Genomic DNA, 22,553 nt, shown 5'->3' on the forward strand with positions numbered 1-22,553 from the left:
ACAATCATGGCAGCTTATATTTTTCGAAGATTGATTTTGGTGATCCCCACGCTTTGGGCGATCATCACCATCAACTTCTTTATTATCCAAATTGCACCAGGTGGGCCGGTTGAGCAAGCGATTGCCCAATTAGAAGGCCACTCCTCTGGGATCATGGAGCGATTCTCTGGTGGCGGGGCAGAAGTGGATCTCCCTTCCGGTCAAGATACTTCAGCTACTGGTTATAAAGGCTCTCGTGGTTTAGACCCCGAAGTGGTCGAAGAGATAAAAAAGCAGTTTGGTTTTGATAAACCCATACTAGAACGCTATTGGGACATGTTGAAAAACTACGCCACCTTCAACTTTGGCAACAGCCTGTTTAAAGGCGGTAATGTCATTGACCTGATTATCGAAAGGTTGCCAGTCTCGATCTCATTAGGGCTTTGGAGTACGTTGATAATCTATATCGTGTCGATACCGTTAGGCATTATGAAAGCGATTCATCATGGTTCTCGCTTTGATATTTGGTCAAGTGCGGTGGTGATTGTCGGCTATGCAATACCTGGGTTTTTGTTCGCGATTATCCTGATTATCTTCTTCGCCAGTGGAAACTATTTTAGCTGGTTTCCGCTTAGAGGCTTAGTCTCTGATAATTTTGAACAGATGACGATGCTGCAACAAATCGGTGACTATTTCTGGCACTTGACACTACCAACGTTAGCAATGGTTATTGGTGGTTTCGCGACTTTAACTATGCTGACAAAAAACTCGTTCCTTGATGAGATCAATAAGCAGTATGTGGTTACCGCTCGAGCCAAAGGGCTCGATGACAACAAGATTCTTTACCGACATGTTTTCCGTAATGCGATGCTGATCATTATCGCAGGCTTCCCGAGTGCGTTTATCAGTATCTTCTTTACCGGATCAATGCTCATAGAAGTGATGTTCTCTTTGGAGGGGATTGGGCTGCTTGGTTTTGAGTCTACGATTCAACGTGATTATCCAGTGGTGTTCTCGTCTTTGTACATAATGACGTTACTAGGTTTGATTCTCAGCATTATCTCCGATTTAACTTACACCTGGGTTGACCCACGTATTGATTTTGAGGCACGTTAAGATGCTATTGAGTGGTAAAAATAGACACAGAAACCCTATTTGGGAGGCTCGTTGGGCAACGTTTCGCTGCCATAAGCGCGGTTTTTATTCGCTATGGATTTTCTCGATATTGTTCTTCTTTAGTCTCTTTGCCGAGCTTATCGCTAATGATACGCCACTTGTGGTTAATTATGACAGTGGATGGTATTTCCCTATCGCGACACAATACGCTGAGACAGAATTTGGTGGCGAGTTTGAGACCGAAGCGGATTACACCGACCCTTATGTGATTGAGCTCATTGAAGAGAAAGGCTACTTAATTTGGCCGCTTATTCGATTTAGTTACGACACGATTAACTTCGATGTTGTTGGCTCAGTACCATCAGCACCGAGTGACGTGAACTGGTTAGGAACGGATGATAAAGGCCGTGATGTTCTAGCTAGGGTTATTTATGGCTTTAGAATATCGGTCTTGTTTGGTTTTGTGTTAACCATTGTTTCTAGTGTTATTGGTGTTGCCGTTGGGGCCAGTCAGGGGTATTACGGCGGTTGGCTCGATCTCTTCGGACAACGATTTATAGAAGTGTGGTCGGGGATGCCCACACTCTTCTTGTTGATCATCTTGAGCAGTTTTGTAGAGCCTAACTTTTGGTGGTTGCTGGGCATCATGGTGCTGTTTAGCTGGATGGGCCTTGTTGGGATCGTTCGAGCAGAGTTTCTTCGTTGCCGTAATTTTGATTATGTTCGTGCAGCGCAAGCGATGGGTGTTGATGATAAACGTATTATGTGGCGACACATGCTTCCTAATGCGATGGTTGCCTCCCTTACGATGATGCCGTTTATTTTGTCTGGTTCTGTTACCACGTTAACTTCACTCGACTTTTTGGGTTTCGGTTTACCAGCAGGCTCGCCGTCTTTAGGTGAATTACTTGCACAGGGTAAAGCTAATTTACAAGCGCCTTGGTTAGGGCTCTCAGCCTTTGCCGTACTATCTATCATGTTAACGCTGTTGGTCTTTATTGGTGAAGCCGTACGCGATGCATTCGACCCACATCAAAAAGGACACTAAGCCCATGAATGATTCTTTACTTAGCGTCTCAAATCTGACGGTTGGCTTTAAGAGTAAGGGCGGAACTCGTACCGTTACTCAAGGCGTATCACTCACCATTTGTAAGGGAGAAACGCTTGCGTTGGTGGGAGAGAGTGGCTCGGGCAAATCCGTTACTGCTAATTCGATTTTAAAATTGTTGCCTAAATCTACGGTCGAATATCAAACGGGTGAAATTCATTTCGATGGTAGTGACATGCTGAGTTGTTCAGAGAGACAACTACGTGGTATCCGTGGTGGACGCATTGGAATGATATTCCAAGAGCCAATGGTCTCTCTTAATCCTCTGCATAAAGTTGGCAAACAGCTGGTTGAAACCTTAGAGATTCACCGAGGCATGCGCGCAACAAAGGCGAAAGTAAGAGCATTAGAGTGGCTAGGAAAAGTCGGTATTCGCAATCCAGAGCAGAAAATTGAAGCTTATCCACACGAATTGTCGGGTGGTGAGCGTCAACGTGTGATGATTGCGATGGCACTGATTAATGAGCCAGAACTGTTGATTGCCGATGAGCCAACAACGGCACTCGATGTCTCGGTTCAGGCACAGATACTTGATCTTTTGAAGTCGCTACAGCAAGAGCTTGGCATGGCGATGCTGTTCATCACACACGATCTCAGTATTGTTAGGCAGATTGCGGATCGCGTCGCTGTTATGAAATCCGGAGAGCTGGTTGAGGTGGGTGAATGCAAGCAGGTATTTCACTCACCGACACACAGTTATACAAAAATGCTTATCGAATCAGATCCAAGAGGCGAGCCTGTCGCGCTGGCAGAAAATGCAAAGACGCTGATGCGGGTAAATAACCTGAAAGTTTGGTTCCCGATCAAAACCGGGATATTTAAACGCACAACTGATCATGTAAAAGCCGTGACTGATATGCAGTTTGAGTTGAAGTCTGGCCAAACCATCGGCGTCGTCGGTGAGTCAGGCTCAGGCAAATCAACTACAGGGCTTGCGATCCTAAAGCTGGTTAATTCTGAAGGTGAAATTTACTATGACCAGCAGGATATTCAGACACTAGACCGGAAAGGCATGCTACCTTATCGAAGCCGTATGCAGGTGGTGTTTCAAGACCCGTTTTCAGCTCTCAATCCAAGAATGTCAGTAGCGCAAGTGATTGGTGAGGGGGTGCGTGTTCATCAAGAGATCGGCGAGGTTGATCTCGATGAGCAAATTAAAGGAGTGATGCTGGAAGTGGGGCTTGACCCTGAAACACGTCATCGTTACCCAAATGAGTTCTCGGGAGGCCAGCGTCAGCGGATTGCGATTGCTAGGGCGCTCATCTTAAAGCCAGAGTTTATCTTGTTGGACGAGCCGACTTCCTCACTCGATCGAACTGTACAGGCGCAAGTCCTTGATTTGCTCAAATCACTGCAAGAGAAATACGGCCTGACCTATTTGTTTATCAGTCATGATTTAAACGTGGTGAAGTCTCTGTGCCACTATACGATAGTGATGAAAGCCGGTGAGATTGTTGAGCAGGGTGATACTCAAACCTTGTTTGCGACCCCTAAACACGATTACACTAGAACGCTTGTGTCGCTTTCAGCGATGTAGTTAGATAATTTTTGAGGTTTAGTGTGGAAGAAGAGTACCAAGAAGAGATAGAGATTGAAGCGATTGGTGTAGAGGTCTCATCTCAGCCGATAGAGCTGTATAAGGTGCTTAAATTGGCTAACGTCGTCGACGGAGGCGGTCAAGCGAAACACTATATCGCTGAGGGCTATGTCGCGGTTAATGGCGAGCTTGAAGTCCGTAAACGTCGCAAAATGTATGATGGCGACTTCCTAGAGTTTAACCAAGAATACTACGTTGTTGTTTGTGATCAGCCGCCGATCGAAGAGGTAGAACAGCCTAAAGCTCAAGTGCAACCTAAGGCTGAAAAGAAGCGCAATGAGAAGAAGGCTAAACAGAGCCAGTCTCGTGCTTCTTCTAACAAGCCAGCTGAGAAGACGAATAGCGAAACCTCTGCCGAGCAAGATAAGCCGAAAAAAAGCAGTGGCGGGCGAGGGGAGATCAATTTCTTCTAGTCGCTGTAACGATACTAACGGGGTCAGATAAATAACTGACCCCGTTTCTATTTATTGTGTCTTTATATGAACTAAAATCACTCAAAACAGTGAAATTGCTTGCTCCGAAGTGCGAGCCTATCGATGGGTCAAGTCATCCATGATCGGGCATTCACTTCCTTCATCTCCTGGGCAGCTCATCACCCAAGCTTGCAGTTGACTGCGAATAGCTTCGAGTTGCTGAATTTTTGTTTCCACTTCTTTTAGTTTTTCTTCGGCATGAGCACGCACCTGTTTACTGGTTCTATTTGGGTTTTCCGCAAGTTGTACGAATTCTTTGCACTCGACTAATGAGAAGCCCGCAGTTTTTGCTCGAGCTACCAGAATGAGCTGCTGAATATGTTTGTCGCTATAGTCGCGATAACCACTTTCTGAGCGTGAAGGTGGAAGAATAAGGCCCTTTTCTTCGTATAGACGGATGGATTTCGCTGTCAATCCCGTCAACTTTGCTACTTCTCCGATATTCATCGTAGTAATTACGCTCCTTGATGCTATGATAGAAGGCGAGTGTTCATATTGTCATACAACTCAAATTATTTTGAATTCAAATTGTGAGTTATTAGCGGCATGCAATTGTGTTCACACCACAGTGTTTCTTGGCGCAACCGATTGCGCAGTATTTATATAATTTGAGGTGTGAAGAAATTATGAATTTGATTTATGTCAAAAAAAGCTGTTAACTTTTGTTGATATCACCAAATAAAAGTTGAAACACTCAAAAATTATTGAATAATAGGCTCAACAACACAGGGTGCTCCACACCTTTCTATATTACAGGATTATACTCATGTCGAAATCTTTTGTACTGGTTATCAACTCAGGTAGTTCATCTCTTAAGTTTGCTGTTATCGATGCAGCAACAGGTGATGATGTTCTTACTGGTTTAGGTGAATGTTTTGGTCTTCCAGAGTCTCGCATGAGTTGGAAATTCAACGGTGAGAAAACTGAAATCGCTATCGAAGGCGATGACAGCCACCACAAGATTGCTATCGGCAAGCTAGTTGGTCTAACTGAAGAGCTTGGTTTCTCAAACGACATCGTAGCTATCGGTCATCGTATCGTGCACGGTGGTGAGAAATTCACTACGACTGTACGTATCGACGAAGAAGTAACTGCAGAGATTGAAGCACTTTCTGATCTTGCTCCTCTACACAACCCTGCAGGCGCTATCGGTATTCGTGCAGCGATGGAAGCTTTCCCAGCACTTCCACAATTTGCAGTGTTTGACACAGCCTTCCACCAAACAATGCCAGAAAAAGCATTTACAGGTGCTATTTCTAACGAGCTGTACACTAAGTACGGTATCCGTCGTTACGGTTTCCACGGTACTAGCCATTACTACGTATCTCGTGAAGCAGCTAAGATGCTGGACAAGAACATTGACGAAGCAAGCTTTATTTCTGTTCACCTAGGTAACGGCGCATCAGTGTGTGCGATTGAAAACGGTAAGTCAGTTGATACCTCAATGGGCTTTACGCCACTCGCTGGTCTTATGATGGGTACACGTTCTGGTGACCTTGACCCAGGCGTTATCGAATTCCTAATCAAGAAAGGTTGGTCAACTGAACAAGTATTTGACGCACTAAACAAGAAATCTGGTTTCTTAGGTGTTTCTGGTCTAACTTCTGATGCACGCGGTATTCTAGATGCGATGGAAGAAGGTCACGAAGGCGCTAAGCTAGCGTTTGAAGTCTTCACATACCGTGTAGCAAAATACATTGGCTCTTACATGATCCCACTGTCACATCTAGACGCAGTAATCTTTACTGGTGGTATCGGTGAGAACTCACTCCCAATTCGCCGTGAAATCTTGAACAACCTAAAACTTCTAGGTTTTGTTGAAGACGAAAAAGGAAACGAGGCAGCTCGTTTCGGTGACTCAGGCATTATTGCAAAATCTGACATTTTGGATGCGGTAGCGATGGTTATCCCAACAAATGAAGAGTTTGTAATTGCACAGCAGTCTGTAGAGCTTCTTTAATCTCTCGTACTGCGCCAAACCTACTTAGGGAAGTCATGCTCCCTTAGGTTTTACCTCGATTTAGTATTGATAGTTTTATTTTATCCTTGCCCAAGCGGTCTTTGCTTGGGCTTTTTTTTATTCAAAATGCCTGTCTATTGACCTCGCCAAAGACAAACGACCAAAAATTGCTTTTCTTAAGCTAATCAAATGTCAAAATTTATGTTCTGAAACTGACTCACAAAACACGCTAATAGCAGTCATTTACGACGCCGTTATTGACGTAAACTACTGAATATATTTAAGTATTAACGTTAGTTTGTTGGTAATGAAAGACCAAATAACCATTTCGATATCGTCAGTTTCAGGTTCACGTCACTGGCATCTTGATAAGCGAAAGCGCGATCGTATCAAAGGTATGGGTTACGCTTTTGTAGCGATTTTAGTCACGGTTATATCAATTACAACATACCTCTATTTCGCAGTGGATCACGTTCATCTACGCAACTCCCAGCTCATTGTTGAATCGAGTAACTTAAGCAGTGAACTAGAAGCTTTATCTTCGATGAAGGAGCAACTTGAAGATGAACTGATGGAGCGTGAAGCACAGGTTGCTATGGTGTCAGATAGGCTATCAGACATTGAGTTATTGCTTAATCCGGCTGACAACTCGGGCAGTGGCTCATCGCTAGAGGCACGTTTAGATATTGCTGCCATCACCATGAGCACGCGTGTAATGATGCTGTCTAAAATCCCAAACGGCTCTCCTGTCGGTAAAGCACGTATCTCCTCGGGATTTGGGGCGCGGGTTCATCCCGTTACGCGTGAAAGGCGTATGCATCGCGGTTTAGACTTCGCAGTGAATACAGGGACGAATATTTATGCGCCTGCAGATGGCGTCGTTGAGGTTACGAGGCGTAGTGATCAAGGCTCAGGTAACTTCTTACGTCTGCAACATGCTTATGGGTTTTCAAGCTCTTACTCCCATTTACACCAATTTAAAGTGCGTCAGGGGCAGATGGTAAGAAAAGGCGATTTAATCGCAGTTTCCGGTAATAGCGGTTTATCTAGTGGTCCACATTTGCACTATGAAGTGCGGTTTGTTGGTAGAGCGTTAGATCCCCTCAATTTTGTTGAGTGGGGGTTAGATAATTTTGAATTAATAGTCGAAAAGGAAAAGGTCATTCCATGGGAATCTTTAGTAAACACAGTAGAACTGAGACTAGCACAACTATTGCAACCCTCATCGCAAAAGGTTGCCACGCTAACGGGCAGTTAAAAGTCGAAGGCGATATTCAGGTTGATGGTTTTATCGAAGGCCGTATTGATGTCAAGGGAACGCTTGTCGTATCAGAATCTGGACGAATAAAGGGTGAGGTGTTTAGTAGTAAGCTAGTGGTGAATGGATTAGTCGAAGGGGAATGCACTTCTTCAAATATTGAGGTACTAGCCAAAGGGCGTTTGAATGGTAAGGTTTCTTGTCATGAGTTGTGCATTGAGCCTGGCGGCAAGTTCATTGGTGAAAACTCTGAAATGGCGCCAAACGATGTGACCAGTATTCATGATAAAAAAGTCTCTTCAGGCCCCGAGGCCAAAACAAACAAGCCACAAAAAAAGCAGGCTTAGAGTGATATTTCTAGGCGATTGAGTTGGTTGTAATTTAATCTGTGCTAAATCTGTGATTTGCCACATCAAGCTAGTCTATACGAGCTCATTTTTGTCACAGATACTCCCTCAAACATTTCGTTCTTGGTATACGCTTAATTGAGATATGCAAAAGCTTCAAGAATCGAATGTTTGAGAGAGTTATATGGATGTAGTTTTCTTTGTCGAAGTAGATGGCGTTGTCTGGAAGGTACTGGAAAACGGTGCTTGGGTTCAGGTCAACAATTCAGAAGTGCTGTCAGCTGACATACCGGTACTAAACGCAACGGTTGTACAAGTGGATGGTCAAACCAATCCAACGGAGAATCAGGATGCGGTAGGGGAGCAGGATAACCAACAAGCCGCCAATGATATCCCAGATGAGTTAGCCCAGCTTTTTCAAAACAGCCTTGTTACAAGCCCTTATGCCAATAATACCAACTCACTTGATAATGCCTCGACTTCCAGTTCTGGTTTAATACTGACTGGATACGTCCGTCCGGATCTAACCGAAACGCTTGCTCAAGCGGGGTTTCAAACTCGTGGCACTGTCAGAGACGATAATGATGATGCGCCTGAATATGTAGACAACACCTTTTTACTTTCCAATTCTTCATCAATTACCGTTGAGATCTTAGACGGCGGAGACGGTTATGAAAACCGTTTTGAAGTCCCGAATGTCACCATTTTAGGGTCTACCACTGACGTCAGAGATGGTATCTCTATTCAGGTGACGGTGACAGATATAAATGGTAACCAAGTTGTGTTATCAACGGTAGCCGAAAGTGACCAATACCGAATAGATAACGTCGACTTAACGGGCTTAGCCGAGGGCGATTTAATTGTCACAGCCACTGTGTCTGATGTGACAGGAAATTCTATATCTGCCAATGATCAAACGATCAAAGATACGCTAGCAGATATTCAAGGTGGGCTTGATGGCTTTGGTGATGCGGCCATTAACCAAGTTGAACAATCTCAAGACCGCTTGTTTGGTACAGTAAACAACGTTGAAGACGGTCAGGCGATTACGATTGTCGTTCAAGATATTCTTGGGAATCAAATCCAGTTTGAGAGCACGGTCAATGGCAATGTTTGGGTAATCCGCGATGTTGATCTTTCTGATCTCGTTGATGGTGTGCTCACGGTCTATACAGAGACCATTGATGTTGCGGGTAACCCAGCGGTTGACGTTTCTACCATAGTTAAAGACACCTACGCCCAAATCACGATTCAAATCGACGATGGTGATGGACAAGTTGACCTTTTTGAAGCCCCTTCAATGCGTTTGCTTGGCTCTGTAGATGGCATAGAAGATGGGCAACCTGTTGAGGTCACGGTCACTGACGAAGCAGGCAACACCCTAACTTATAACACTGTAGTTGTGAATCAAGCATGGGAAATCACAGGGGCTGACTTTACAGGGTTTGTTGATGGACCTTTGTCAGCAACAGCAAGCAGTGTTGATTCTGTGGGCAATATAGCAAGTGCAGAAGATACCTCACAGATTGTGTTAGATGGTGAAATCACCGTCGACATCCTTGATGGTGGGGATGGTTTTGAGAACCAATTTGAAGTTCCTGCCGTGACGATTGAAGGCACGACAAACTTAGTTCCTGACGGTGCAACGATAAATATCACCATTACCGATATCAAGGGTGGCACCGTGACCACCAGCGCTATTGCGAATAATGGTGTTTACAGCGTTTCGGATGTTGATATCTCTTCTTTAGCCGAAGGAGATTTATCTGTACGAGCAGAAGTGGACGGTGCGTTCAAAGTTATCGAAGCGTTTGATGACACAATTAAAGACACACTGGCTGAGGTGACAGGGGAGCTAGATGGTCTTGGTGATGCCTACATTAACTTTGTAGAGCAAACGGATGCGACAGTGTTCGGCACTGTTGACTATGTCGAGGATGGGCAGACAGTCGATGTCGTTATTTCAGATGAATCTGGAAATACAGTTTCGCTGACCGCGCAAGTTGTTAACCAAGCGTGGCAGATCAACAATGTTGACTTAAGTACCTTACAAGACGGCATTTTAACCGTCAATTCATCGACGATTGATATTGCCGGAAACCCTACCACTAATACTTCAACCCTTAATAAAGACACCTACGCCCAAATCACTATTCAAATCGATGACGGTGATGGACAAGTAGACCTGTTTGAAGCCCCTTCAATGCGTTTGCACGGCACTGTAGATGGCATAGAAGATGGGCAACCTGTTGAGGTCACGGTCACTGACGAAGCAGGCAACACCCTAACTTATAACACTGTAGTTGTGAATCAAGCATGGGAAATCACAGGGGCTGACTTTACAGGGTTTGTTGATGGACCTTTGTCAGCAACAGCAAGCAGTGTTGATTCTGTGGGCAATATAGCAAGTGCAGAAGATACCTCACAGATTGTGTTAGATGGTGAAATCACCGTCGATATCCTTGATGGTGGGGATGGTTTTGAGAACCAATTTGAAGTTCCTGCCGTGACGATTGAAGGCACGACAAGCTTAATACCTGATGGTGCAACGATTAATATCACCATCACCGATATCGATGGCAGCACCGTGACCACCAGCACTATCGCGAATAATGGCGTTTACAGCGTTTCGGATGTTGATATCTCTTCTTTAGCCGAAGGTGACTTATCTGTAAGGGCAGACGTAGACGGTGCGTTCAAAGTTATCGAAGCATTTGATGACACAATTAAAGACACCCTCGCGGAGGTGGCAGGGGAGCTAGACGGTCTTGGTGATGCGTACATTAACTTTGTTGAGCAAACTGATGTGACTGTGTTCGGAACTGCCAGCAACATCGAAGATGGTCAAGCGATCACAGTTGTGATTAATGACGAACAAGGCGGGGCGCTCACGTTAGAGGTCACGGTTTCAGGTAGTGTATGGCAGGTGAGCAATGTTGATTTATCTTCCCTCGCTGATGGTACGTTAACGACAACCGTGTCCAGCACAGACGTAGCAGGAAACCCAGCGGTCAATCAAACTGAAATCATTAAGGATACTCAAGCGTTCATTAGTGTGGACATCGATGATGGCGGTGATGATGTCCTGAACATTAGTGAAAGAAATGATGTTCGGGTGTTTGGTGCTGTTAGTAACATTGAAGATGGCCAGACAGTTGAAATAACGCTGACTGACAAAGAAGACAGTACACTGACATTCAGTACCATAGTCGTCGATGGGCAATGGGAAATCTCTGGCATAGATCTCTCTGGGTTTGCCGAAGGCGACATTACAGCAAACGCAAGTAGCAGTGACATCGCGGGCAACGAAGCAACTGCAGTTTCAGATGTATCCACTATTGATTTGACTCTCCCAACCATTGATATTGATACCCTAACAGGCTTTGATATTTTCTACTTTAGAGATGGTTCATTAACTTCAATTCAAGGTACAACGACTGGCGTAGATGAAGGGTTACCTGTCACTGTGTTGATCAGTGATGGCGTAAATGACTTTGAGTTTAGCGCCAACGTTGATGCGCTTGGCGCATGGTCACTAACTGACCTTGACGTTTCGGGTCTCGATAGCAGTTTGACTTGGACCATGACAGCGTCTGTGGCAAACGCGATTGGAAATGTTGTTGAAGATGATATGCCGACATTAGTGTTCCCAGACTCTGTAGTGTTGTCTGAGAATTTTGTCGGTATCTTTGGTGAAGATGACGCGACATCATCAATCAATATCGACAACGCAGAGTTCACCTTTGATGACACACAAGACGCACTTCTTCGCCTTGAATCATCAGGGCAGGCACTTTCGTTTACGCTATCCGCTGACAAAAAAGAGATGGTCGTAACGCGCTTTGGTGGCGAAGTTGTTTTAGAAGCAAAAATTATCGACGGCGAAGTTGATATTACGCTATTCCAAGGCCTAGACAATGGGCGACCGGGCGATCTACAAACCGAAATTGTGATTAGAGGTACTCAAATCGACTCGGATGGTACGATTGAAGAGGTGCTCGCGCCGGTCATTGTAGCGGTTCAAGATTCTCGACCATTAGCACTTGATGATAGTTACACGGTAACCGAAGGTCAATTAGCTACCGGGAACCTCTTAAGTAATGATGCGGATTTAGATGGTGGCTTGGAAATCCGAAATGTCTTGATAGGTTCAGATTCTCAATCGGTATCGAAAGGCAACCCTGCAGTCTTTGACATTGATGAGGGCAGGCTGTTTGTATTTGCTAATGGTCAATGGCTACTTGAAACATCGCGAAATTTAGACCATCAAGATCTACAGGCTATCAATATCACCTATATCGCGGGTGATGCTAGTGTTGATTATGATAGCGCCAATGCGACCATTACCATTGTTGATGGCCATGCTGGGACTATATTTGATAATGATACGCTCATTGTCGAGAGCGACTTAACGCGTGACGCCGTCATCAATAGCGGAACGATCGAGGTCAATGGGGGTTCTGATAACCCAGACCCTGACACGATACGATTTGATGAAAGTTCACTGGCCACATTGGATTCACTCGGTCTTACTTCGGGCACCAGTTATTTATCACTCGACTACCAACTCAGTGCGGACGGAAAAACAATAACAGGCGCTGTCGGCGGCACTGCGATTCTTACAATCTCAATCAGTGCTGTTGCCAATGGTAATGATGCTGTCGCTACCACAGAAATTACGTTGCACTTTCCTCTTAATGAATCAGCATCCAACGATATCATTTACTTACCTTTAAAAGTTATTGGCGAAGACACAGATGGAACGCCTTTAAAATCCGGTGAATTTGTTTGGCAGATTCAAGACGGTGTCGACCCAATAGTGACTGAAGGGACTTCTGTTTCAGTCAGTGAAGATGAACTCGGCGCACAAGCGGTGATCAAGAGCGGAACGTTCAACCTTGCAATAGGTAGTGACCCGATACGAAGTGCCTATTTCGATTTGAGTGATTTCCCTTCGTTGACGAGTGAAGGCAGAGACGTCGTCTACACAATCAACCCTGATGGTAGTTTAGTCACCGCATATCAAGACGATGTCCGTGGAGAAGTGGTTTTTCTTCTCTACTTTGATCAACCGGACGGCAGCATTGACGAAGAGATAGCTTACTACTTTGCAATGGATAAACCCCTTGATCAGGACGGTATAACCGATACATTGAGCTTCCCAATCACCGTCTCAGATACCGATGGGGACATCACAAAACTCGATTTAAAGGTCGAAGTGACTGATGCGACTTCGGGCAGTTTAACCGCTGATGATATGGAAGTGTCTGAGCGACCCGTAGACCCAGACAACTCTGGCATTACGGATGTTGATGTGGCAACTGTGACCGTCAATGCGAGTAAAGAGCCGATTGTCGATATCGTTCTGGACGTGATCAATGGGCAAGTTGTAAAAGATGCTAACGGAAACGAGATTTCACACAACGGTGAGCCGGTTTATTGGAGCGACAACGGGGATGGTTCGTACAACGGGCAACTCGCCGACGGTTCAGTCATTTTTGTTGTGACACTTCCAGATGCTCTTACTGTCGATTCAGGCGAGGTTGAGACGGTCGACATACAGTTTCAATTGCGTGAACAACTCGACCACGATCAGGCTGGTCAGGACGAACAACTGACTATCGAACTTCCTATTTCTGCTATTGATACCGATGGCACTCGACAGTCTGGCAGCAGTAATGTCATCGTTTACGATGGCAAGGTTCCAAGTATTACCGTCAATGGTGATATCAATGTCACAGAAGATGGTCTACTTTCAGATGGAGAAGAGGCGGGAAGCGAGCAGAGCCCACCCACGATAACCGTAGACTCAGGCTCTGATGATTTTAGCGAGCTTGAGCTTGATGTTGATGCGTTTAACAGCCTGCAAATCAAATCGGGCACTGAGATGGTGACACTTGCTGATAAAAATGGTGACGACTGGTACATTGCCAACAATGAAAGTGGTGATGAAGTATTCAGAATACGCCTTCTAGAATCGGGAAATGTTGAGTTTGAACTGTCGAAGCCCATCGATCATGATGCGCCCGGTAGTGTCGATGCTGATGGATTGCCTATCGATATCACAGATAAACCGCTTGAATTCAAAGTTGCAGCAAAAGACTTTGACAACGACGTATCAGATTATCAATCAATATTTGTTAATGTCACTGATGATGTTCCGGTATCGCGAGAATCGACAATAGAATTGGTAGAAGGGGATGATGTTACCGACAACCTGCTGACTGAACAATACACTGGTGCTGATGGTGCGAGTATCCAGGGTGTGCTTTACAACGGAACTGAGTACGACATTGATGATTTTGTCGATGGAAAATTGACACTCGATCTGTTTTATACACCAGACAGTACGCAGGTAAAATATGGTGAACTGGTTATTGATACAGATGGTACGTTTAGCCTGACAACCAATGAGTTCGTTGATAATGAAGTTGCATTAACAGACTCTGTTGAATACATTGTCGTCGATACCGATGGCGATACTGTGAAAAGCATCGCTAACCTTATATTAGATGATGCGAAAGGTGTATTGAGAACCCCTGACCGTGAAACAAAAGAGGATGAAAGTACCGAATTAAGCATCACCGTTATATTGGGTGACTTAGACCAAGAGGAATTCGTAGAATCTATAAAGATTAGTGAAGCTTCACTTAACGGCGGGACTCTCTATTTAGATGGTGTCGAACTGAGCGCGGTGGGCGGTTTCGTTACATTATCAGGAACGCAGTTACAATCGCTGGTTAATGATGTCTACATTCCTAATGGTGCTCTCACATACTTACCCGCAGAAAATCAGTCCAATACCACCACCAGTCTCTCACTAGACGTAACAGCCACCATTCGTAATGCAGATTTAAGTGCTAAGACACTGTCGAATACCTTGAACGTATCGGTATTGCCTGTTGCCGACGCACCTGACTGGGCTGATGACGCGCGATTCGAATACGATACGATTGAAGATGCTGCAGATGTTGTCGAACTTGAACTATCAGCAAGTCTAGTCGATGTAGATACATCGGAGGAGTTATCGTTTGAAATTTCAAATATTCCGGATGGTATAACCCTTTACCTCAATGACAACATCGTAAAAGAGGGCAAGTCGTACTCGCAGACACAGTTAGATAAAATGACCGTAGTCGTTGATGACAATCTTGCAGGTGTGTTTGAATTTAATATTACGGCTGTTGCCACTGAACAAGGCAATAACTTTGCACAGCCGGAAGATGAAACCGCAAGTATTACACACACCGTCACCATTAATGTGTCCCCCGATGCAGATAAACCGGAATTGTCTGTGCGTAATATTGACGGGCTAGAAGATACCTTTATCCCATTAAATGAAGCGATTAAGGGTAATTTGACCGATACCGATGGTTCGGAATCTTTATTCTATGAGATCGTTGTTCCAGACGGGTGGTCGATACAAGGCACCATAGTGAGCCAATCTGGCAACACCTATTTGGTCGAGGCGAGTGACGTTGAAAGTGGAGAAGTCAAACTCATCTCTAAAGCCGATATAAGTTCAGTGACTGAATCATTAAGTATCGATGTTACTGCAGTGTCAAAAGAATCAACGATAGATGGCCTTACGCCGATCACTGAAGAAGCAAGAAGTGAAACCAAGACGATAACCATTGATCTTAAGGGTGTTATTGATGAGCCTGTTGTGATTGATGGAGGTAACGGCCACTGGCAATTTGATGATAATGCTGGCGATAAAGATGGCGAGATATCCGCTATCACACCTTTCAACGAAGATAGTCTTATCGCGTTGGACTTCCTCGTGAATACGACAGATGACGATGGTTCTGAAGTCATTAATATCTTGTTAACTGGACTAGCTAATGATATCCGCTTAGTCGATTCTGAGGGTAATCCTATCTCCCTTACGATAGCAGAGGTTGACCCAGTTACTGGGCCGATCTTCCAGTTCGATAATCAATTACTGTCTGAGACGTATATCAAAACTCCGCAAGACTTTAGCGGTCGATTAGAGCTGATTGTTCGAGCAATTACGACCGAGCCTGATGGCGATACGGGCTCTTTTGATTATGACTTGAAGGTGGATGTCGCCCCCGTTGTTGATCAATCTGACGATCAAGTCATATCAACGGTTGGGATTGAAGATAGAAGCATCGCCTTAGATCTAAATTTGAGTATTAACGAGGATATCGATGGCAGTGAATCCCTCATTGCGTACTACATCGATGGGGTAAGTGATGGTATCACTCTGTTTTTTGATGATGTTGCACAAGAGATACCCAATGGTGGGTTAAATCTAGCTGACTTACTGGATAGCGAATCACCTACGTTAGATGTACTACTCACAAGCGGTCGAATTACTGTTAAAGCTGATCGGGATTTAAGTGGAGATTTTGATGTTCAGTTGAGATACACGGTTGAAGATACTTCAGAAACGGGCGTCACAACCACAAAAGAGCTGAACGGAACTGCAAATGTTGTCGTTGAAGGACGCGTAGAATTCGATACACGACTTCAAGCAACGACCAGGCTTTTAGAAAGTACCGATGGTTCACCGATTGATCTTTCAAATGCGGCTTGGTTTGTCGAAGAAGATGTCGATGGCTCAGAGTTGCTCGATTATATCGTTCTAGAAATTCCTGATGGTGCCAACCTGATCGTTGATCACCCGAATGGCGCGGCACAAAATGCTTCTGGAGATTGGATTATTAGTGCTGAGGGGCTGACATCCGATTCTGTCCAAGACACCATGGCGATGATATTGAAGGATGCAACGATTCGTAGTCCACAAAATACCGATATCATAACCATTGGCGTGAAAGCTCGCGTGCTTGATGACCCAGATGCAGACTTTATTACAACCCAGTTTGATATCCGTATAACAGGACATGATGGCGGAGGCGGAAGTTGTGGTGACGTCGGTGAGCCGGGTGATATTACTGATGGTAGTGATATTCAGTTTGACGAAGGCGAGACCATTGATTTATCTGGACTGTTAAATAGTGATGTCGCCGATGATCCTGACAACACCTTATCCTTCTACGTGCCATCCGAGTCTCTACCTGAAGGTGTGTATTTGGAAGGCGACGGCATTATCGTTGAGTACAATGAGGATGGGACAGTCGCGGGTTACTCAGTTAGCCCTAGTGCGTTATCAACACTGACACTTTATGGCGTCGATGAAGATTTTGCAGGGTGTATAGAATTTACCATCGTTACGGTTGAGACATCGACTTGTAATGGCACGAGTAATGAAACCGATAATACTATCAAGCTAGAAATACTGCCTGTTGTCGATGACTTTAGCGTTGTCGTTGGTAATTCTGTTATTCAAGAGGATACTACCACGGCGATTAACCTTGAGCTCATTCTCGGCGATAGTATCGAAGATGGACAAACTATTTCGGGAGAAGGGAATGAGGCAACGGGTAAGGAGTCAGTGCTGTCAATGGTCATTACTGTGCCTGATGGCGTTGTCCTTTCCGATATTTCTGGTGATAGCAGTTATATACAAGACAATGGTGATAATACCTACACCATCCATGATGAGTCGCGCTTAGCTGACCTTGCCTTAACGCCACCCGCTCACTTTAGTGGCGAGCTTACTGTAAGTGTGACAACTGAGATCATCGATGAAGCAACCTGTGTCGATGAAACAGATACACAGACAAAAACCAGTGAGTTTACCATTACAGTAGAACCGGTCGCTGACCAAGCAAATCTGACAGTCGAAACTGTAACGGGTGATGAAGACAGCTATATCTCATTAGGGGCGCTTAAAGCGGAGTTAATCGACCAAGATGGCTCGGAAAATATGTCCCTGTGTATCACTGGTGTGCCAACGGGTGCTGTGCTGGTCATTAAGATCGGGGAAGAGTATCAACTGTTGCCAAACAATGGTGCTGATGGTGGCTCATTTGGAGGGAATCCAACCTATGAATGGCAGGTCACGGTCGATCAATTGCCAGATGTCTACCTACTTCCACCACTCGATTATAGTGGTGATATCCCGCTCGCCTTAGAGGCCATAACGCAAGAAATTGGCACCACTGATATACGTTATACGACAGGTAACTTCACCGTTGGTGTCAACCCAATTGGTGATGATGTTCAGTTCTTTGATGTGCCTAGCCATGTCAGTGGTAATGAAAATGATGCGATAGAAATTGCCACTAACCTTATTAGTCAAGAGACGGATAGCGATGAATACATTCAGCTCACTGTGATTGCCGAAGCTGATTCTGAACCAAGTGCCTTAGTCGGGTTAAATAGAATTCGGGCGGGGGGGAATGAAGCGAAATTTACTCAAAATGACGACGGTACATGGACTGCCACTCTCACGGTGACTGCTGCGACTTTAGCGAGTTTCGAGCTTTTTGCTGGTGACGCTTATGGAGAGCTCAACTTGACGTTGCAAGCGAATACCGTTGATCAACAAATCGTATTGGGCTCACGCGCTTCTGACCAGGGCGATGTCACTTCAGCGTCGGTTGTTGTCAACATTACACCAGAGCCGGATCTACCTGAGCTCACGCTAAATTATGACTCAATCATTGCAGAGGCCGCGGGTACGATACCATTAGGTCTCACTATGGCGATGATTAACCCGGTGGCCAATGACGAAGTCGGCGAGTTAATTATCACCGGATTACCGAACAATTTGATCCTGACTCATGGTACTCGTGAGGGTAATGTCTATACCGTGCCTGTCGAAGATGTAGAGAACTTAGCGATACAAGAAGGCTACAGTGGCGCTCAATCGTTCACATTGGCACTGGAAGCCCAATCTACGCTTGGTGGTGAAACAGCAACCGCACCTTTTGAAACTCTGAGTGTCACTTTAGAAGCTGTGGGGGAGACAGAGTTCACCGCCACCAGTGGCAATGACATTTTTGTATTTCAAACTGACGGAGTGGGAAGTGCTGATACCCCAACCATAGATACCATCATTGACTTTGACTACGCAAAAGATACTGATGTTATTGATTTAATGGCAATATTTACTAATCTCAATATAACGATAGCGGATGGTGCAAGTGCTGAGCAATACCTCACGCTAGACGAGCAAGGCGGGAATGTTGAACTGCTTATTAATACAGATAAAGCGGATGATCCCAATGCTGATGTAGTAAACCAAAAGATCGTTCTCGAAGCCGTGTCGCTTGAACAGCTTTATGGCACAGGCGCAGATGCCGCCTCCCAGGCTGAGTTACTGCAAAAGATGATTGATGATAACAATTTGAATGTCCCTATGGGCTAGATATGCGAAGCCAGTCTCATTGCTGGCTTGCTAAGGAAGTAGATACGTGGGCAAGGATGTCAAAAACGTACAGAACAACTTGGTACAGTGGCTAGCGCAGCAGTTTGGTGTTCGCTCTCACTCTAGCCAGTTTGAGCAAGATCTACCGGCAGACTTAAACAGTCACTCTGTCGACTATTGGCTGCGTGTCTGCGATAACATGCAAATTGAAGCGACATTGTTTAGCCTTGAGCAGGCCAAGAAGATGTCGAGCCCGTGTATTCTCCTATTTGAACATCGATGTTTGATGTGCGAAGCATTACCGAGTCTAGGCAAGGGACGTTTCTTTGATGGCGAAGAAGAACACCAACTAGAGCTTAATGATCTCAATCTTGATGACGTTAAATCAGTAATTGTCCTAGCGGCTAAACAGAGAGAGAACGATACTTCAAGTCATTCGGCCAAATGGTTATTTTCGGTTTTACGTGAAGTAAGACCTTGGTATCGCGACTTGCTTATCGCTTCATTTGTCATCAACCTTCTTGCGCTTGTTATCCCTTTGTTCACGATGAACGTCTACGATAGGGTGGTTCCAAATCAAGCGACTGAAACACTGTGGGTGCTTGTTGTAGCAGTGGTTGTGGTATTGATTTTTGAATGGGTACTGAAAGAGTCGCGCAGCTCGATAACCGATATGGCTGGGCAGTATGTCGACAACAAGCTTTCCGCGATACTCTTTCAACGGGTGCTGGGAATGAAGCTTGAGAACAGGCCTCAGTCGATTGGTTCATTTACGCGCCAGATCCAAGACTTTGATAGTGTTCGAGACTTTTTTACCTCAGCGACGCTGGTTACGCTGGTGGACCTTCCTTTTACCGTTTTATTCCTGTTACTCATAGGTTGGCTTGGTGGGCCAATGCTATGGATTCCTGTTGGTGTTATGGCTTTTGTATTGTTGGTCAGTTTGGTGATGAAAAAGCGCATCGCAGATACGTTTGAGCATACCAGTCAACTTTCGATGCAAAAGCAAGCCCAGCTGTTTGATAACATCACTAATTTGTCCGAAATAAAGCAGTTTAACGCCCAGCGAAACGTTCAGAGTCGTTGGGAGAAAACTTCCCTTCAATTGTCTCAATGGCAAGTTCGCTCTCGATTCTTTTCTAACATTGTCAGCCATACGATTCAGTCGAGTCAGCATATCGTTACGGTCGGGCTCATTATTGTCGGTGTGCATCTGATTATTGCAGGCGAGCTAACGATGGGCGGTCTCATAGCGACAGTGATGCTCAGTGGCCGCGCGGCAGGTTCGGTTAACCAGATCTCTATGCTGCTGCTTCGCTACCAGCAAACCAAAGCGGCGGTAGAGAGTGTCAGTGGTGTGATGGAACTACCTCAAGAGCAAGATGAAGCCCAAGTGCTCTCAAGTGGAGAGGTGAAAGGCAATATTGAACTACATCAACTCTCTTTTCACTATCCAGCCTGTGAAGGCGTTGCACTGAAAGAGATCAACCTGACGATTACTGCCGGAGAGAAGATAGGGTTAATAGGGCCGTCTGGTGCTGGCAAGTCAACTTTACTCGCGCTTCTGGCGCGCCAGTATTGTCCCTCTTCTGGACAAATCGCCTTTGAAGGTGTGGATGCGAGATTATGGCCCCTGCCACTGTTACGACAAGGTATCGGCTGGGCGGGACAATCACCTATTCTGTTACAGGGTAGCGTATTTGAAAATCTATTGCTCGGCCAACAAGAGGTTGATGAAGCGTCTTTGAAATACGCTCTGGAAACGTCAGGTTTAGCGTACATTATCCCACGATTAGAAAAGGGGCTTGAAACACAGGTCGGTGAGTTAGGACGAAATGTGTCAGGTGGTCAGCGACAAGCGATATCTTTAGCGCGTGCATTTTACAATAAACCTAAGTTGATGCTACTTGATGAGCCAACAACCTCGCTTGATCAGGCGATCGAAAATCATTTTCTCAAATCTTTTTCTACCTTGGATACTAATACAACCTGTGTTGTGAGCTCCCATAGCCGAAGTTTGCTCCAGTTGTGTGATCGTATAGTAGTGATGGATGGTGGTCGTATTGTCTCGGTGGGCACACCGGATGAGATTCTTGTTAGTGGCGGCCGCTCAAGAGTTAGGAATGTCAGTATCGTCCATCAGGAGGTGAAGTCATGAGTCAGCAAGTCGCCTGGTCAAATTACGCTCACGCACAGCGCTCCCGCAAACTGGTGTGGATTGTAGCAGTTTTGGTGGTTTGCATTATTGGTTGGGCAAGCTTGGCAAAACTCGATGAGGTGATAATCGGCACAGGGAAAGTCGTTCCAACAGACTCAGTGCAAACCATACAGAGTCTTGAGGGCGGTATTATTCGCCAAATAAGCGTGGTTCAAGGGCAAACCGTTGAAAAAGGGGATCCATTAGTTGTTCTCGACAACACACGTTTTAAAGCGGCGTTTGAAGAGTCACAGTCACAGATTGATTCCTTAAATGCTCAACAACTGCAACTGAGGTTAGAGCTCGATAGTGTATTGATTGATGCTTCTCAAAAGCGCTGGGAAGATCAGGTACAAGTCGATGTGTTGGATTTCCCATTAAGTGCTGAACCGTCACAAATCCAATTAAACGCTATGGATAATTACTTAGCACGCTTAGCTCAGCTCAAGGTGGAGTTAGAAGAAGCTGAGCTGCGTATCGTGCAGCAGCAACAGGTTCTGCAAGATGCGCAACTCAACCTGCGAACTCAACAAAACAGCGTTGCCATTGTTAAGCGAGAGATGGACATGCTGGAGGATGTTGTGGCGAGTGGTGCAGTTGCAGAAGTGGAACTACTGAAACTCAAAAGAGATATGATCTCGCTGCAAGGAGAGATATCGAGCACACGAACTTTTATCCAAAAGCAGCAAGCAACGTTGACCGAATCCATCGCAGATTATCGAAGTCTTGCACAGAATTTTCGCTCGACCGCTCGCTCAGAAATTAATGAGGTTGAAAGTCGACTCGATCAGCTAGGGGAAAGCCAGTTTGCGATCAAAGATCAACTCAACCGCACCGTGATGGTGGCGCCCGTGTCAGGGACAGTCAAAGAAGTGTTCATACGAACGCAAGGCGGGGTTGCGAAACCCGGTGAACCGATCCTCGAGATCGTACCCAAAAATAGTAACTTGATCATAGAAACGAAAATTAATCCTCGTGATATTGCGTTTATTACTAATGACTTGAATGCAATGGTTAAATTCTCTGCCTATGATTTTGTTATCTATGGGGGAGTTGAAGGGAAAGTCGTGTATGTCAGTGCTGATGCACTACAAGATGAAGAGGGTGAGACCTTTTACCGTGCCCACGTCGAACTAGACCCAGATAACAACACATTCGATGTCATTCCTGGAATGCAAGCCAGTGTCGATATTCTTACAGGTAAAAAGACCGTCCTCCAATATTGGCTAAAACCAGTGTTGAGAGCAAAGGAAAATGCGCTCAGAGAGCGATAAAG

11 protein-coding genes are annotated in these 22,553 nt (G+C 45.2%); 10 read left to right on the top strand and 1 reads right to left on the bottom strand.

Translation table 11 applies throughout. The annotated features are described in order from the left end of the window. Nucleotides 1-6: 6 nt before the first annotated feature. The 4 genes from QWZ05_RS02120 to QWZ05_RS02135 are packed head-to-tail and all read left to right on the top strand — an operon-like array spanning nt 7 to nt 4,213. On the top strand, nt 7-1,095 hold the full coding sequence (locus QWZ05_RS02120; protein WP_290296235.1) for a microcin C ABC transporter permease YejB: 1,089 nt from the start codon (nt 7-9) through the stop codon (nt 1,093-1,095). 1 nt (nt 1,096) lies between these two features. Next, entirely contained in the window at nt 1,097-2,143 is a 1,047-nt protein-coding gene (locus QWZ05_RS02125) for an ABC transporter permease (protein WP_290296237.1), read from the top strand. Nucleotides 2,144-2,147: 4 nt separating this feature from the next. Continuing rightward, nucleotides 2,148-3,740, top strand: a complete 1,593-nt coding sequence (locus tag QWZ05_RS02130) for an ABC transporter ATP-binding protein (RefSeq protein ID WP_290296239.1) — start codon at nt 2,148-2,150, stop codon at nt 3,738-3,740. 23 nt (nt 3,741-3,763) lie between these two features. Further along, the gene (locus QWZ05_RS02135; protein ID WP_264875532.1) at nt 3,764-4,213 is read left to right on the top strand and encodes an RNA-binding S4 domain-containing protein; all 450 of its coding nucleotides are present in this window, start codon (nt 3,764-3,766) and stop codon (nt 4,211-4,213) included. 117 nt (nt 4,214-4,330) lie between these two features. On the opposite strand, the gene cueR is transcribed toward QWZ05_RS02135, so the two are convergent. After that, nucleotides 4,331-4,720, bottom strand: a complete 390-nt coding sequence (cueR, locus tag QWZ05_RS02140; protein ID WP_264875531.1) for a Cu(I)-responsive transcriptional regulator — start codon at nt 4,718-4,720, stop codon at nt 4,331-4,333. Nucleotides 4,721-5,039: 319 nt separating this feature from the next. Here cueR and QWZ05_RS02145 point away from each other — a divergent pair, with 319 nt between their 5' ends. From QWZ05_RS02145 to QWZ05_RS02170, 6 genes are all read left to right on the top strand, one after another. Then, a complete protein-coding gene (locus tag QWZ05_RS02145; RefSeq protein ID WP_264875530.1) occupies nt 5,040-6,233 on the top strand; it encodes an acetate/propionate family kinase in 1,194 nt (397 codons plus the stop codon). A 307-nt stretch (nt 6,234-6,540) separates the two neighbouring features. Further along, nucleotides 6,541-7,491, top strand: coding sequence for a M23 family metallopeptidase (locus QWZ05_RS02150; protein WP_290296242.1), 951 nt, complete (start codon nt 6,541-6,543; stop codon nt 7,489-7,491). Beyond that, nucleotides 7,401-7,838, top strand: coding sequence for a bactofilin family protein (locus tag QWZ05_RS02155; RefSeq protein WP_290296243.1), 438 nt, complete (start codon nt 7,401-7,403; stop codon nt 7,836-7,838). Before QWZ05_RS02150 ends, QWZ05_RS02155 begins: the two co-directional genes overlap by 91 nt. Before the next feature lie 184 nt (nt 7,839-8,022). After that, nucleotides 8,023-19,080, top strand: coding sequence for an RTX toxin (locus tag QWZ05_RS02160; protein ID WP_290296244.1), 11,058 nt, complete (start codon nt 8,023-8,025; stop codon nt 19,078-19,080). Nucleotides 19,081-19,126: 46 nt separating this feature from the next. Next, nucleotides 19,127-21,238 carry a type I secretion system permease/ATPase gene (locus QWZ05_RS02165; protein WP_290296245.1) on the top strand — a complete coding sequence of 704 codons (2,112 nt, stop codon included), beginning with the start codon at nt 19,127-19,129 and terminating at the stop codon, nt 21,236-21,238. Next, complete coding sequence (locus tag QWZ05_RS02170) at nt 21,235-22,551, top strand: HlyD family type I secretion periplasmic adaptor subunit (protein ID WP_290296247.1); 1,317 nt, start codon at nt 21,235-21,237, stop codon at nt 22,549-22,551. Before QWZ05_RS02165 ends, QWZ05_RS02170 begins: the two co-directional genes overlap by 4 nt. Nucleotides 22,552-22,553 lie beyond the last annotated feature (2 nt).

Source organism: Vibrio agarivorans (genome assembly GCF_030409635.1).
Lineage (GTDB): Bacteria > Pseudomonadota > Gammaproteobacteria > Enterobacterales > Vibrionaceae > Vibrio > Vibrio agarivorans.